Annotated in this window: 13 protein-coding genes; 6 read left to right on the forward strand and 7 right to left on the reverse strand. The window is 63.1% G+C overall.

Going from position 1 to position 13,683, the window contains the following annotated elements; all coding sequences use genetic code 11:
- Positions 1 to 11 precede the first annotated feature (11 nt).
- Positions 12 to 1,673 carry a phosphoglucomutase (alpha-D-glucose-1,6-bisphosphate-dependent) gene (gene pgm, locus J7I86_RS14760; RefSeq protein ID WP_286179800.1) on the reverse strand — a complete coding sequence of 554 codons (1,662 nt, stop codon included), beginning with the start codon at positions 1,671 to 1,673 and terminating at the stop codon, positions 12 to 14.
- 226 nt (positions 1,674 to 1,899) lie between these two features.
- Positions 1,900 to 2,655 (reverse strand): SDR family NAD(P)-dependent oxidoreductase, encoded by a 756-nt coding sequence (locus J7I86_RS14765; RefSeq protein WP_214820996.1) that lies wholly within the window; start codon positions 2,653 to 2,655, stop codon positions 1,900 to 1,902.
- Positions 2,656 to 2,872: 217 nt separating this feature from the next.
- Here J7I86_RS14765 and J7I86_RS14770 point away from each other — a divergent pair, with 217 nt between their 5' ends.
- On the forward strand, positions 2,873 to 3,511 hold the full coding sequence (locus tag J7I86_RS14770) for a DUF4190 domain-containing protein (RefSeq protein ID WP_214820997.1): 639 nt from the start codon (positions 2,873 to 2,875) through the stop codon (positions 3,509 to 3,511).
- A gap of 107 nt (positions 3,512 to 3,618) precedes the next feature.
- Here the strand turns inward: J7I86_RS14770 and J7I86_RS14775 are convergent, their stop codons facing one another.
- The 3 genes from J7I86_RS14775 to J7I86_RS14785 are packed head-to-tail and all read right to left on the reverse strand — an operon-like array spanning position 3,619 to position 7,345.
- Entirely contained in the window at positions 3,619 to 5,118 is a 1,500-nt protein-coding gene (locus J7I86_RS14775; protein WP_214820998.1) for a peptide MFS transporter, read from the reverse strand.
- Between the two features lie 54 nt (positions 5,119 to 5,172).
- Entirely contained in the window at positions 5,173 to 6,609 is a 1,437-nt protein-coding gene (locus tag J7I86_RS14780) for an amidase (RefSeq protein ID WP_214820999.1), read from the reverse strand.
- On the reverse strand, positions 6,602 to 7,345 hold the full coding sequence (locus J7I86_RS14785; protein ID WP_214821000.1) for a peptidase E: 744 nt from the start codon (positions 7,343 to 7,345) through the stop codon (positions 6,602 to 6,604). Before J7I86_RS14785 ends, J7I86_RS14780 begins: the two co-directional genes overlap by 8 nt.
- Before the next feature lie 172 nt (positions 7,346 to 7,517).
- On the opposite strand from J7I86_RS14785, the gene J7I86_RS14790 reads away from it, so the two are divergent.
- From J7I86_RS14790 to J7I86_RS14800, 3 genes are all read left to right on the forward strand, one after another.
- The gene (locus J7I86_RS14790; protein ID WP_214821001.1) at positions 7,518 to 7,844 is read left to right on the forward strand and encodes a rhodanese-like domain-containing protein; all 327 of its coding nucleotides are present in this window, start codon (positions 7,518 to 7,520) and stop codon (positions 7,842 to 7,844) included.
- A gap of 31 nt (positions 7,845 to 7,875) precedes the next feature.
- A complete protein-coding gene (gene pheA, locus J7I86_RS14795; RefSeq protein ID WP_214821002.1) occupies positions 7,876 to 8,808 on the forward strand; it encodes a prephenate dehydratase in 933 nt (310 codons plus the stop codon).
- Between the two features lie 106 nt (positions 8,809 to 8,914).
- Entirely contained in the window at positions 8,915 to 9,145 is a 231-nt protein-coding gene (locus tag J7I86_RS14800) for a hypothetical protein (RefSeq protein WP_214821003.1), read from the forward strand.
- Here the strand turns inward: J7I86_RS14800 and J7I86_RS14805 are convergent.
- The gene (locus tag J7I86_RS14805) at positions 9,142 to 10,203 is read right to left on the reverse strand and encodes a diacylglycerol kinase family protein (RefSeq protein ID WP_214821005.1); all 1,062 of its coding nucleotides are present in this window, start codon (positions 10,201 to 10,203) and stop codon (positions 9,142 to 9,144) included. The two genes, J7I86_RS14800 and J7I86_RS14805, sit on opposite strands and share 4 nt — an antisense overlap.
- Before the next feature lie 113 nt (positions 10,204 to 10,316).
- Here J7I86_RS14805 and serS point away from each other — a divergent pair, with 113 nt between their 5' ends.
- On the forward strand, positions 10,317 to 11,597 hold the full coding sequence (gene serS, locus J7I86_RS14810) for a serine--tRNA ligase (RefSeq protein ID WP_214821006.1): 1,281 nt from the start codon (positions 10,317 to 10,319) through the stop codon (positions 11,595 to 11,597).
- Positions 11,598 to 12,190: 593 nt separating this feature from the next.
- On the forward strand, positions 12,191 to 12,733 hold the full coding sequence (locus J7I86_RS22905) for a hypothetical protein (RefSeq protein WP_286179801.1): 543 nt from the start codon (positions 12,191 to 12,193) through the stop codon (positions 12,731 to 12,733).
- Between the two features lie 3 nt (positions 12,734 to 12,736).
- On the opposite strand, the gene J7I86_RS14820 is transcribed toward J7I86_RS22905, so the two are convergent.
- Entirely contained in the window at positions 12,737 to 13,540 is an 804-nt protein-coding gene (locus J7I86_RS14820) for a class I SAM-dependent methyltransferase (protein WP_214821007.1), read from the reverse strand.
- Positions 13,541 to 13,683: the final 143 nt, after the last annotated feature.

A 13,683-nucleotide genomic window follows, 5' to 3' on the forward strand; every position in this document is an offset into this window, starting at 1 on the left:
CGCTGAGGAAGCTACGCGATAACCCCGTCTACCAGTGCCTTGGCCTCTTGCTGCACCTGCGCCAGGTGGTCCGCGCCCTTGAAGGACTCGGCGTAGATCTTGTAGACGTCCTCGGTGCCGGACGGGCGTGCCGCAAACCAGGCGTTCTGGGTGACAACCTTCAAGCCGCCGATTGACGCGCCGTTGCCGGGAGCCTCCGTTAGCTTGGCTGTGATCTCTTCACCGGCAAGGGAAGTCGCGGTGACATCGGCGGCGGAGAGCTTGCCCAGCTTGGACTTCTGCTCGCGGGTGGCCGCAGCGTCAATGCGGGCGTAGACGGGTGCACCGAACTGGTCGGTCAGGCCCTTGTACAGCTGCGAAGGAGAAGACCCCGTGACGGCGGTGATCTCCGAGGCAAGCAGGGCGAGCAGGATGCCGTCCTTGTCCGTGGTCCACACGCTGCCGTCGAGCTTGTTGAAGGATGCGCCGGCCGATTCCTCGCCACCGAACGCACCCTCGCCGGACAACAGTCCGGGCACGAACCACTTAAAGCCCACGGGAACCTCAACCAGCTTCCGGCCGAGCCCGCCCGCAACGCGGTCGATGATCGACGAAGACACCAAGGTCTTGCCCACCACGGACTCCGGATTCCAGCCGCTACGGTTCCTGTACAGGTAATCGATGGCGACAGCGAGGTAGTGGTTCGGGTTCATGAGCCCGCCATCTGGTGTGACGATGCCGTGGCGGTCGGCGTCGGCGTCGTTACCGGTAGCAACGTCGTAGGCAGCGGTGCCATCGGCACCAGCGGCCATCCGCTTGATCAGGGACGCCATAGCCGACGGCGACGAGCAATCCATGCGGATCTTCTCGTCCCAGTCGAGCGTCATGAAAGCCCACTGCGGGTCAACGGTGGGGTTCACCACCGTGAGATTGAGCTGGTGGCGCTCGCCGATTTCACCCCAGTAGTCCACGGATGCGCCGCCCATGGGATCCGCTCCGATGCGGACATCGGCGTTGCGGATCGCCTCAAGGTTCAGCACCGAAGGGAGGTCATCCACATAGCTGCTGAGGAAGTCGAACTTGCCGGTGGTGTCGGCAGCAAGGGCATCGTTCAGCGGCATGCGCTTGACGCCTCGGAGGCCGTTCTCCAGCAGTTGGTTGGCACGGTCAGCGATCCATCCCGTGGCGTCGGTGTCGGCCGGGCCGCCGTGGGGAGGGTTGTATTTGAAGCCACCGTCGCCCGGAGGGTTGTGACTGGGGGTGACGACAATGCCGTCGGCCTGGGGAGTGCCCGGCGCGGCTTCGCGGTTGTACTTGAGGATTGCGTGGCTCAGTGCCGGCGTGGGGGTGTAGCCGTGGCGGGCGTCCACCAGAACGGTCACGCCATTCGCGGCTAGTACTTCCAGTGCGGAGTTCTGTGCCGGCTCGCTGAGGGCGTGGGTGTCGCGTCCAATGAACAGCGGCCCGGTGATGCCCTGACGGCCACGGTATTCGACGATTGCCTGCGTGATCGCGAGGATGTGCGGCTCGTTGAAGGACGCTTTCAAGCTGGATCCGCGGTGCCCGGACGTACCGAAGGCCACGCGCTGCGCAGGGTCGCCCACATCCGGAGTTACGTCGAAATACGCGTCCAGCAGGGCTGTGATGTCAACAAGGTCCTGGGGAAGGGCAACTGTGCCCGCTCGGCTAGCCATGGGGTCCAGCATGCCAGACCCTGGCGCCAGCTGACAGAAATGTCCGGGATCCGGCCCCTGTGACGCCGAATGGCACCGCTTTTGCAAAGGAAATCACGCGAAAAAACCGCCGGGTCGGCAAAGATTCACTCCTTGTTCAAGCCGGGCTGCTAGCCAAGAAAATTGCCCCGCCCTGCCAGAAGTCCCAAAGGACCAGCAGGGCCGGGCGGAGCGAAACGCTAAAGAGCTAGACGGCGGTGTAGCCGCCATCGACGAGCACGTAGGAGCCGGTCATGAAGCTGGCCTTGTCCGAGAGGAGGAACGTAGTGACGTTGGCGACTTCCTCCGCCGTGCCCAGACGGCCGAGCGGGTGCTTCGCTTCGAGCCCGCTGACAACTTCCTTCGGAGCAGCCGAAAGCAAGGGGGTGTCGATGTAGCCGGGTCCCACTGCATTGACGCGAAGCCCCTGGGCACCGTATTCAGCAGCAGCATTCTTGGTCATTCCCACCACACCGTGCTTGGCCGCGGTGTAGGCGGCGTTGCCGGGTGCGGCCACAGCACCGTGAATCGATGCCATGTTCACGATGGCACCCTCGGATGCGCCTGCGGCAAGGATGGCCGGGACCTGGTAGCGCATCCCGTAGAGGACGCCGCTCAAGTTAATGGCGATGACGCGGTCCCAGTCTTCGATGTCGATTTCGCCAACGGGAGCGCTGGCACCGCCGATGCCGGCGTTGTTGACGGCGTAGTTGAGCGCACCGTAGCTCTCCACGGCGAAGTCGACCGCTTTCTTGCTGTCCTCGGCCACAGCTGTGTTGCCTTGGAACGGTACTGCGTTGCCGCCGTCGGCCGTGATTTGCCCGGCTACGCGGGTGGCGGCGTCGAGGTTGAGGTCTACAACTACAACGTTGACGCCGTTCTTCGCGAGGTCCTTGCTGATTGCCTCCCCGAGGCCGGAACCTCCGCCGGTGACGAGCGCGGTTTTGCCTTCGAAGTTACCCATGATTCCTCCTTTGCGGGACAGGTCCCGCAGATTTCGTTGTGAGCGCTGTTGGGAGCGCTACTACTGAAAACCAAGTCCGGCTCGAAAATATTCCATGCGTATGCATGAATGTGGCCCTCCTCGCGTTGCTGTCACACGCGCGGAACGCCCGCCACCTTCTATGGCACCCCCGGCGGCGGTAGTGTTGGGACCAAAGACCACATCCAGGGGGATACCTATGTCAGACCAGCCATCCAAGGACAACGAGGACAAGCCTGCGGGTTACGAACCGCCTCAGTACGTCCCGCCCGCTCAATTCAGCGCGCCCGAGTCGAGCACTCCCCATCAGGGTACGCCTGAGAGCGCACCTGAGCAGGGCGCACCTGAGCAGGGCACGCCCGAATACGGCGCCAACTCCACCCAGCCGCTTCCGCCTTACGAGCAGAGCGCGCACGGTCAGAACCCGTACACGCCGGGCGATTACAGCCAGCAGCCCCCTTCGCCCTACGGTCAGCCGCCCAGCCCGTACCAGCAGCAGGCGTTCAACCAGCAGCCGTACGGCCAGCAGCCATATGGTCAGCCGCAGTCACCCTACGGCCAGCCCGCCTACTACGCCATGCAGGCCGAGCCCAAGGGTCTGAGCATTGCCAGCATGTGCTGTGGCATCGCCGTCTACGTTGGTTTTGGGTTCTTCATCCTCCCGCAGATCGCCGCCGTGATCCTGGGCCACCTCGCCTTGAAGCGCGAGCCCGCCGGTAAGGGCATGGCGATCGCCGGGCTGGTGATGGGTTACCTTGGCGTGGCTCTGGCGCTGGTCTTCATCATCTTTATTGTTATCGGCATCAACGCGTCCAACAGCAGCCGCTACGGCTACTAGACCGCGTTCGGCTACTAGAACGCGTACGACGGCGACCCTTGCGTCAGGTGGGATTCCCACCGGACGCAAGGGTCGCCGTCGTTATTTGCGTGTGTCAGCCGAGCAAGCTAGCGAACGCCGCCCATCAGCTTCTTGATCGCAGGCGTTGCCGCAGCCAGACCAAGGGCCAGAACAATTGCCACGCCGCCGATCCCCAGGAAGTAGGGGAGCTCATCCTCGGGGTTGTAGAGGCCCGCGAGGATGCCGGCCAGCGTGGTGCCGAGCGAGACGGACAGGAAGAACAGCGCCACCATCTGCGTGTGGAATGCGGCAGGGGCGAGCTTGGTGCTCACGGACAGGCCGATGGGGGAGAGGAACAGTTCCGCCAAGGTGAACATGAACAAGATGCCCACCAGCGCCATCAAAGGAGTCTTGCCCTCGCCGGCCAGCGGAATGAACGCAAGGAATGCCAGGCCCATGATGAACAGGCCCGCGGAGAACTTCAAGGGGGAGCTCGGCTGCTTGGAACCCAGCTTGGTCCAGAGGGCAGCCATGACGCCGGCGAAGATGATGATGAACACCGGGTTGATGGACTGGACCCAGGCCGCCGGCATTTCCCAGCCGAACAGGTTGCGGTCCAGCTTCTCCTGCGAGTACACGGCAATGAACGTGAACTGCTGCTGGAACAGTGCCCAGAACCCGGCCGATGCTATGAACAAGGGGATGAAGGCCACTACGCGCTTGCGCTCCACGGCGGTTACCAAGGGGCTGCGGAAGATCAGGAACAGGTAGATCACTGCGGCGCCGATTGCGGCGTAGGCCATGCTCCGGGCCAGGTTGTTGGCGTTGACGGTCCCTGTTCCGAGCAGGACGCCGATGACGATCAGGATGGCCAGGAAGATCAGGCCATACTTGGTGCGGTCCTTCGCCGGGAGCGGGTTGGGAACGCGGTGTGCTTCCTCGGGTAGCCTCTTGCGGCCCAGTGAGTAGATGACCAGGCCGATTGCCATGCCGACGGCTGCGGCACCAAAGCCTACGTGGAAGCCGTAGCTCGTCTGCAGCCAACCGGTGACCAGCGGTCCAATGAGGCCGCCGATGTTGATGCCCATGTAGAAGATGGAGAAGCCGGCGTCACGCCGCTCGTCCTTCTCGCCGTAGAGGCTGCCGACCAATGCCGTGGCGTTGGCTTTCAGGCCGCCGGAGCCGATGCCAACCAATACCAATCCTGCGATCAAGCCGGGAACGCCCGGCAGGAGCGCCAAGGCGATGTGTCCTGCCATGATCATGATGGCGGAGCCGAACAGAACCTTTTCGGAGCCGAAGAGACGGTCGGCGAGCCATGCGCCGAGGATCGTCGACAGGTAAACGCCACCACCGTACGCGCCCACCAAACCAGCAGCGAGCCCCTGGTCAATGGAAAGACCGCCCTGCTCGGCGGTGAAGTACATGTAGTAGAGCAGGATTCCCTGCATGCCGTAGAAGGAGAAACGCTCCCACATTTCCACGGAGAAGAGGCTGGCCAACATCTTTGGGTGGCCGAAGAATGACGTATCGCCCGCTGGCTTTTCGGACTCAGCCGTGGTTTGAGGTGTGCTCATTTTCTCAATGCTGGCACTGACTGCGGGCATTGTCACATCGATGAATGCCCGGGGCAACCACTTCCCATATGTTAGACGCGGGTCTCAGTGGGTCTCGAGGACGGCTGCAAGCTGGAGAAGCAACAGTTCAGATCCGGGCCTGCCAATCAGCTGAACGCCCATCGGCAAGCCACCCGGCGTCGTATGTACCGGAATGCTGATCGCCGGGAGCCCGCACACGTTCACCATGGAGGACCACGGCGCATACTGGCACTGCCTTTTGTAGTCCTCATCAGCGTCGCCGGCCCACTCACTCGGCCAGAGCTCGCCGCTGTGCCCGCCACCGGTAAACCAGCCGATGGGCCTGGGGGTCTGCGCCAGGGCGGGCATGAGGATCAGGTCCCACTCCGCGTACTGCGCCACGGTGTCGTGCTCGAACTGCCGCAGGAAACTCAGGGCTTCGTTGACTTTCGAGGCACTCCGCTGTTGCGCACGACGCCGGAAAGTCCGGGTCAACGGTGTCAGCAAGGCTTCCCGCTGGGGTGCTATCCGGGCACTTCCGACGCCGGCAGTCCAGGCGGTGGTGAAGGCTTCGGGATAGCGGTTGTCGTAGCGGATTCCTGCTTCGAAGACGCTGTGGCCGGCCTTCTCAAGCAGCTTCGTCCCGAGCTCCAGGGCGTCAATCGCTTCTTCGTCGACTTGGAACGGGTAAGTGCCGGCCCACGGACTGTCCAAGCTCACGCCGATTCGCAGGGGTTCCGGCGTCCGCCCAACAGTGGCGAGGTATCCGCCGTCGGGCGCGTGATCCCCGGGGACCAGCGCGTCCATCAGCAGCGCCGCGTCCGCCGCGGTCCGGGCGAGCGGCCCGGCAACCACCAGCTTGGCGGCGTCCCCAGCGCTTGCGCCCGACGGCACCACGCCGCGGCCCGGCTTCAATCCCACCAGTCCGCACGCACCTGCTGGAATCCTGATGGAGCCGCCGCCGTCGGTCCCTGGCGCAAACGGAACAAGTCCCGCAGCCACCGCCGCGGCGCTACCACCCGACGAGCCGCCGGAGCTGCGCCCCAGGGCGTGCGGATTGCGCGACGGCGGTGCCACCCGGTTCTCGCTGTAGGCGGTAAGTCCAAATTCCGGAACCTGGGTCTTGCCCAGCGAGATGACGCCCTGGCCCTTCAACGTTGCCGCGAGGGCACCGTCCTCCGGCGCGGGCTTGTGCTCCAGCGCCGCGCTGCCGTGCGTAGTGGGCACACCGGCCACATCGGTGAGGTCCTTGAAGGCGATGGGCATGCCGTGGAGGAAACCGAGCTCGTCTTGTCTGTGCTCACGGACCAGCCTCGCGTGCAGCCCATCTGCGGCCTCTGCGTCCTTGAGCGCCTGTTCAGCTGTGACAGTGACAAAGGCGCCCAGCTGCTTGTTCCGGGAATCGATTGCCTGCAGGAAATGGTCGGTGGCTTCGCGGGCTGAAAGTTCGCCCGAAGCCAGCGCATTGCGGAGTTCAACAGCCGTCAGTCGTGAAACCTCACGCAGGGAAGGATCAACCAAGGAAACGTGGCTCCAACCGTTCCTCCACAGCAACAGCGTCCACGCTCTCGCCAGCACCGGCCGTCACCCGGAAGGCAGCTTTGTTCTTCAGCTCGGACACCACCTCCACAAGTTCCGTGCCGCGGTAAACCAACCCGACGCCGTCGTCCGTGCAGTGAGTCTCACCGAGCGTGCCGTTGGCCACCAACTTGTGGATGGCCGGTGCGCGCCGCAGCTCGGAGTCGTAGTGGACTCCGTTGGCATAGGGGAGGAAGCCGAGCGCATTGGTGACGGGCTTGAGATCCGGGCCAAAGGAATCGGTCACACCTCCCTGATACCAGCAGATGGAACCCGCGGAGACGCCGGCCAGAACCACCCCGCTTTCCCATGCCTTCCGCAGGATTCCGTCCAGCCCGTGGGCCCGCCACACGGCCAGCAGGTTCACCACCGAACCGCCGTTCACCCACACAACGTCCTGCTCAAGGAGATGCGCCTCCGGGTCCTCGACGTTGGGCATGGTGAAGAGGTTGAGGTGGCTGAAATCGAACCCTGCAATGCGTGCTGCCTGGTCCATTTCCGCAGCCCACCAGCGCTGGTCACCGGACGCCGTGCCAAGGTGTGTCACTCGGGGTGCCCGGCCCGTGACGCCGGACAGCTCCACGGCATAATGCATCAGGTGGTTGAACTCGATCCTGGTCCGATCCCCCGACTTATAGCCGCCGGACGTCGCCAGAATGGTTGCTTGCCCAGAGGTCATTCGGGTACTCCTAACAGGACGAGGGCGGGGCCGCTTCCGTCCCAGTCTTAACGTCCTGACGCCGGGAAGCAAGGGCGGGCGTGCCGTTAAGTTGCGGCATCCCGTGAAGTTACGGTGTCACGCCTCGGGGACTAGGCTGGATGCTGGACTTAATCGATGGGAAGGGAACGCCATGAGCGACTTCGATACCGTGCCTGTGGGCGACATTCCGGCAGGCGCCAGCATTCTGGACGTCCGCGAGGATTACGAGTGGGTGGCCGGGCACGCTGAAGGTGCACTGCACATCCCCATGGACCAGCTGCCGGCGCGTCTGGCCGAACTCGATCCGGATGACGACCTCTTTGTCATCTGCCGCACCGGAGGCCGGTCCTTCCGCGCTGTCCAGTGGCTCGTCGGGCAGGGCTACTCTGCCGTAAATGTGGCCGGTGGCATGGACATGTGGTTCGAGGCAGGGAAACCGATGGTTTCGGATAACGGGCTCAAGCCGGTGGTTCTGTAACCTGCGTATATAACCAGCAAGGAATATTAGAATGCCGGCAGTTACCTACACCTTCCTTGGCCCTGAGGGAACCTTCACCGAGTCAGCCCTCATGCAGGTTCCAGGGGCTGCCGAGGCTACCCGGATTCCGTGCACCAACGTCAACACAGCGCTGGATCGGGTCCGGGCCGGGGAGGCTGATGCGGCCATGGTGCCCATCGAGAACTCGGTGGAGGGCGGGGTGACTGCCACCTTGGACGCCATCGCCACAGGACAGGAACTCCGGATCATCCGCGAGGCCCTTGTTCCCATCACCTTCGTGCTGGTGGCAAGGCCCGGCGTCGAGCTTTCCAGCATCAAGCGGATCTCCACCCACGGCCATGCTTGGGCCCAATGCCGTCTGTGGGTGGATGAGCACCTCCCGCACGCCGATTACGTCCCCGGATCCTCGACGGCGGCGTCCGCCATGGGCCTGCTGGAGGATGGCGCCCCTTATGACGCGGCTATTTGTGCCCCGTTGGTTGCTGCCGGTCAACCCGGCCTGAATGTTCTGGCCGAGGACATCGGCGACAACCCTGAGGCTGTCACCCGGTTCATCCTGGTGAGCAAGCCCGGCCTTCTCCCGGACCGCACCGGCGCGGATAAAACCACTGTGGTGGTGCCGCTGCCGGAGGACCACCCGGGCGCGCTCATGGATATCCTGGACCAATTCGCCTCCCGCGGCGTGAACCTTAGCCGCATTGAATCGCGCCCCACCGGTCAGTACCTGGGCCACTACTTCTTCAGCATCGATGCCGATGGGCACGCGACCGATTCGCGGGTGGCTGACGCGCTTGCCGGCCTTCATCGGATCAGTCCGGCAACCCGTTTTCTGGGCTCCTATGCCCGCGCCGACAAGCAGCCGGCCGTGGTTGCACCGCACACTTCGGACGCTGCATTTGCCTCGGCGCACGCGTGGGTGGATTCAATCCTGAAGGGCTCCTAGCCCGCAGTCCACAGGCAGGAGGGCGGCCCTTTCGCAAGAATGCTTCTGTGCGTATGCTTGCTTGATCCATAAACGATGGATGAAAGAACCAACGAAAGGAGCGGTCATGTCTGTTCACCGGGATGACAATGACGGCCAGGGCATGATCGTCAATCCGAAGCCTGCAGCCGATAACCAGGACGACTGGAATGGCGACGAAGCTGATCGCGCGGACCGGCTCCGTTTTGAAGAAGAACAAGCCATGATCAAAGAGCAGGCCGAGGCCCGCGCTGCCGCCAAGGCCGCTACCGAAGAGGCCGAGAGGAACGCTGCCCAACCGGACGTCGGGGCTATCTAGAGGGTTTTGGCTTTCGGAACGCGCACCAGCAGGGATGCTGGTTCCACTTGCACCGTGACCGTTGTCGCCTCACCCGAGGGGTCGCCGTCGAGCTGTGTAGGCATCGGTTCCTGACTGCGGATGGTTACCTTGCCGGAGCGGTAGAAGCTCATCATCGGCAGGTTGGCATTGTGCTTGAAGAGAATCTTGACGTACATGGCCAGCCAGCCGAACGCACTGCGGGGGCTCATCACCACAATGTCCAGCATGCCGTCGTCGATCATGGCCTGCGGGATGAAGTCGATGCCGCCGGGAATCAGGCCACAGTTGGCAAATAGTACGCTGCGGATCTTCCGTGACTGCTCCGGCTGGTCGTCCATGGTGATGGTGACCCGTTTGCGGCGACCAGGAAGGTGGCGGACGCCGGCTTCTGTGTAGGCCAGCCAGCCGACGCTCTTCTTGAGGTCTTCCTTGGTGTCGCCAAGGACCTCGGCGTCCAAGCCCATGCCGGCGATGACCAGGAAGGTGTGTTGGGCGGACTCGCCAGTGATGTCGTTGTTTACGCCCATGGTGGCGGTGTCGATGTAACGCTGGTGGCCGAACAGTGCCACCTGGATGCAGTCCGCGAGGTCGGTAACGTCCAGATCCACGTTGCGGGCCAATAGGTTTCCGGTCCCCAGCGGGATGAGGCCCATGGCAACGTTCTTGTGCGCCAGCGACTCTGCCACAACGCGCACTGTACCGTCGCCGCCGCACGCCAGAACGACGTCGGCTCCGAACGCCAGCGCTTGGCGCGACTGACCGTAGCCGGGGTCCTCCACGGTGGTTTCAAAGAATTTGGGCGCGTCCCAACCGGCCAGATCGCAGGCGTCGATGATGGCTTGGCGGGTCTCTTCGGCGTTATTCTTCACCGGATTGAGAATGACCGCCACGCGCTGGTCCCCGGGGCCGGGCTTGTGTGAGTCCTCCCGGACCGCGCTCCTGATGTGGCGGGCTTTCAGTCGGCGCACACCCCACCAACTGGAGAGGGCAAAAGCCACGCCCCCAGCCAGAATCAGGTACAGGATCCAGTCGCTCATGGTGCTCCAACACTATCGTCCTGGGCAGTCCCCTCTTTGCCGCGCGCCCGGGGCGGACGGACATTGACCGCTGCGGGCCGGAAATCCGCGGCAGATTCGAATACTCTTGTCTGGTGATCGACGTAAAAGACCTCAGCGAAAATCCGGACAAGTTCCGTGCCAGCCAGCGCGCCCGTGGCGCCGACGAGTCCGTTGTGGACGCGATCATCTCCGCTGACTCCGATCGCCGCGCTGCCCTGATCCGGCACGAAACCCTCCGCGCCGAGCAGAATGCCTTCGGTAAGAAGGTGGCGCAGGCCAAAGGCGAAGAAAAGCAGGCCCTGCTGGCGGAGGTCAAGGAACTGGCCAACTCGGTGAAGGCCGCTTCTGCTGAAGCCGCTGCTGCGCAAGCCAAGCAGGAAGAACTGCTCCGCGTCATCCCCAACCTGGTGGTGGATGGCGTGCCGGAGGGCGGCGAAGACGACTACGTTGTGGTCAAGACCGTTGGTACCCCGCGCGAATTCACCGACTTCGAACCGAAGGACCACTTGGAAATCGGTGAACTGATTGGCGCGATCGACATGGAACGCGGGGCCAAGGTTTCCGGCTCACGCTTCTACTTCCTCCGCGGCGTTGGTGCCCGGCTGGAAATGGCGCTGCTGCAGATGGCCATGGAGCAGGCCATCGACGCCGGGTTCGTCCCCATGATCACCCCCACTTTGGTGCGCCCCGAGACCATGCAGGGCACCGGCTTTGATGTAAAGCACGACGCCGAGATCTACCGTCTCGCCGAAGACGACCTTTACCTCGTGGGAACCTCGGAGGTGGCCCTGGCCGGCTACCATGCAGACGAAATTCTGGACCTTTCCGCAGGCCCCATCCGCTACGCGGGCCAGAGCTCCTGCTACCGCCGCGAGGCCGGCTCCCACGGCAAGGACACCCGAGGCATCATCCGCGTGCACCAGTTCAACAAGGTGGAGATGTTCATCTACACCACCGTTGAGGAAGCAGCTGCCGAGCACGAGCGCCTGCTGGCCTGGGAAGAGGAAATGCTGGCCAAGTGCGAGCTTCCCTACCGCGTCATCGACACCGCCGCCGGCGACCTGGGCATGTCCGCGGCCCGCAAGTTCGACTGCGAAGCCTGGGTTCCCACCCAGAATGCCTACCGCGAGCTCACCTCCACCTCCAACTGCACCACGTTCCAGGCACGCCGCCTGAACATCCGCGAACGCGTAGTCAATGACGAAGGTGTCGCCAAGGGAACCCGTGCCGTTGCCACGCTGAACGGTACGCTGGCTACCACCCGGTGGATCGTTGCCATCCTTGAGCACCACCAGAACCCGGACGGCTCAGTCAACGTTCCCAAGGCGCTGCAGAAGCACCTTGGCGGACTTGAGGTACTGCCGGTCCTTTAGCTTTTTTGCGGATCCCGCCCTCGTTCGTTTCTCTGGCCGTTGCAAGGCTCGTGTGGCGGGCTAGGGCGGGATCTCTTGCTGCCACTGGTCTTCCACAGCCGTGGTTGTGCACATGAGGGTGTTCTGCGGCTGAACAATGGCCTGCGCCGGGGCAAGGTGAAGTGATGGATATACCACCTGGCCTCGTTGAAACCCCCCGCGATTCTCCGTTCCGGCAGCCGGACGGATGCAATACACAGCAGCTTCATGGCGGGCAAGCTGGTGAGAATTCGCCGCGGCTTCTGGAGACATCCCGATGGCTGGCGGCCCAGCCGTGGATTCGCTTCGCTTGAACGGTTGCCGCAGCTGCCAGAGCCATTCCAGGCCTCGTGCTTTGCAGGGAAACTGCTGCTTTCGCCATGGGGATACCCATCCTGCGGACCCCGTCATATGTGGAATGCGTTGCGCCGAATGCAAGCTGCTCGGGACGACGTAGGCCCACTTTGTCCGTGGTGAGTGCTACGAGTGACGCCCACCATGTCCTTAGTGATCGAGGCTTTCCACTGAGATACCACGTGAATCCTGAGGCCTCGCCCGAAAGGCTCGGAGAATTCATGGGTACGGGACTCTTGAATACAGCCCTGGACGTGACGACCTCATCGACCCTTAGCCAGTCCCTGGTGGTGGCAGACGGAGTAGCCCGGAAGCTCTGGAAGACGGGAAGGTTGGCTCAGGAGTCCACCCTCCTGGACATGGGCCATATAGCGGCGGCCGTCCAGGCTCACCCGCACGCTGCTGCCAGGCGCCGCGCCGAATTAGTGTTGTCACGGGCATCTCCCTTGGCTGAATCTGCCCGAGAGTCCTTCAGCAGGGCAGCCTTTCAGTTTCTCGGCTTCGAACAGCCCGAGCTACAGCACGACTTCAGCGACGTAGACGGCTTCATTGGCCGAAGCGATTTCTGGTGGCCCGGCACGGAGGGTCGGAAGGGTGTTGTGGGTGAGTTCGACGGAAAGGCCAAATACACCACTCTGGAATTACGGAACGGTGCTACAGCTGAGGAAGCCGTGTATAGCGAGAAGCTGCGGGCAGACGTCGAGAACCCGGAGAGGCTGCGCCGGAAGCTGATCGGTGCCGGACTGCTCCCGGGCCGTGGATAGCGTTCAAAACCGTTCTCTTTCGTCCCGCACCCCGTGGTGCTGCGGGATTTTCGAACTAGCGCGGGAATCCAGGGGCTTGTGGGCCAGCACGATCAGTTCGCCATTCCCACTTCCCACGTCCTCGCCATGCCAGCCGCCGTATAGGTGGTCCAATGTGAAGCCGGCCGAGTTCAGATCCTGCCGTAGTTGATCCTCTGTGCGGAATGCGAGAACCGACGTCTCTGATTCCTCGGTGCTCCCGTTTAACACGCGGTGCTCGGTCAGGGTAACGAACCCATCGGTTTCTACGGCGCTTTCGATCCAGGTTTCCACAATGGAGCCGTCGGGAAGAGTGTGGACGCGGCGCGTCTCGGCCGGTGTCCAGTATTTCCACGCTTGTGCCACGGGGTCGCGGGAATCGAAGACCAATCGACCTCCGGGGACCAACGTGCGGTGGAGGTCGGCAAGCGTTCGGGACCAGTCGCCGTCGTCGTTAATCGCTTGGGCCACGTGCGCCGTCATGATCGCCACGTCAAAACTGGCGTCTTGGGGGATTGCCGCCGACGTACCGTCAATCCAGGTCACGCCTTCAGCGCCGGGCTTCTTTCGTGCAGCCGCAAGGGAGCCAGGGTTTGGGTCGATGCCAACAACGGAGTGGCCATCCGCAGCAACCGCAAGGGTCATTCGGCCGGTACCGCAACCAAGGTCCAACACGCGGCTGTTGGGACGCCCATTCACGAAGGCCAGAAAGAAGTCGTCGTCCGCGGCCCACTGATTTCCGGCGTCGTACAGGGCCGACAACTGAGCTGCTGTCATTGGTGAAGGCATCCGCCTACCCTAGCCCGCACCACCCGAACTTGCTCCTGTTCGGCACGCTTGGCGTTGTGCGGCGGGGATCTCGAACAAGGGCGGGATCGGTGAAGAAACGGGCACAAAAATGGAAGGGAATTATCCCTTCCATATTCAATTTA

This window comes from Arthrobacter sp. ISL-95 (assembly GCF_018613695.1).
In the GTDB taxonomy this organism is placed as follows: Bacteria; Actinomycetota; Actinomycetes; order Actinomycetales; family Micrococcaceae; genus Arthrobacter.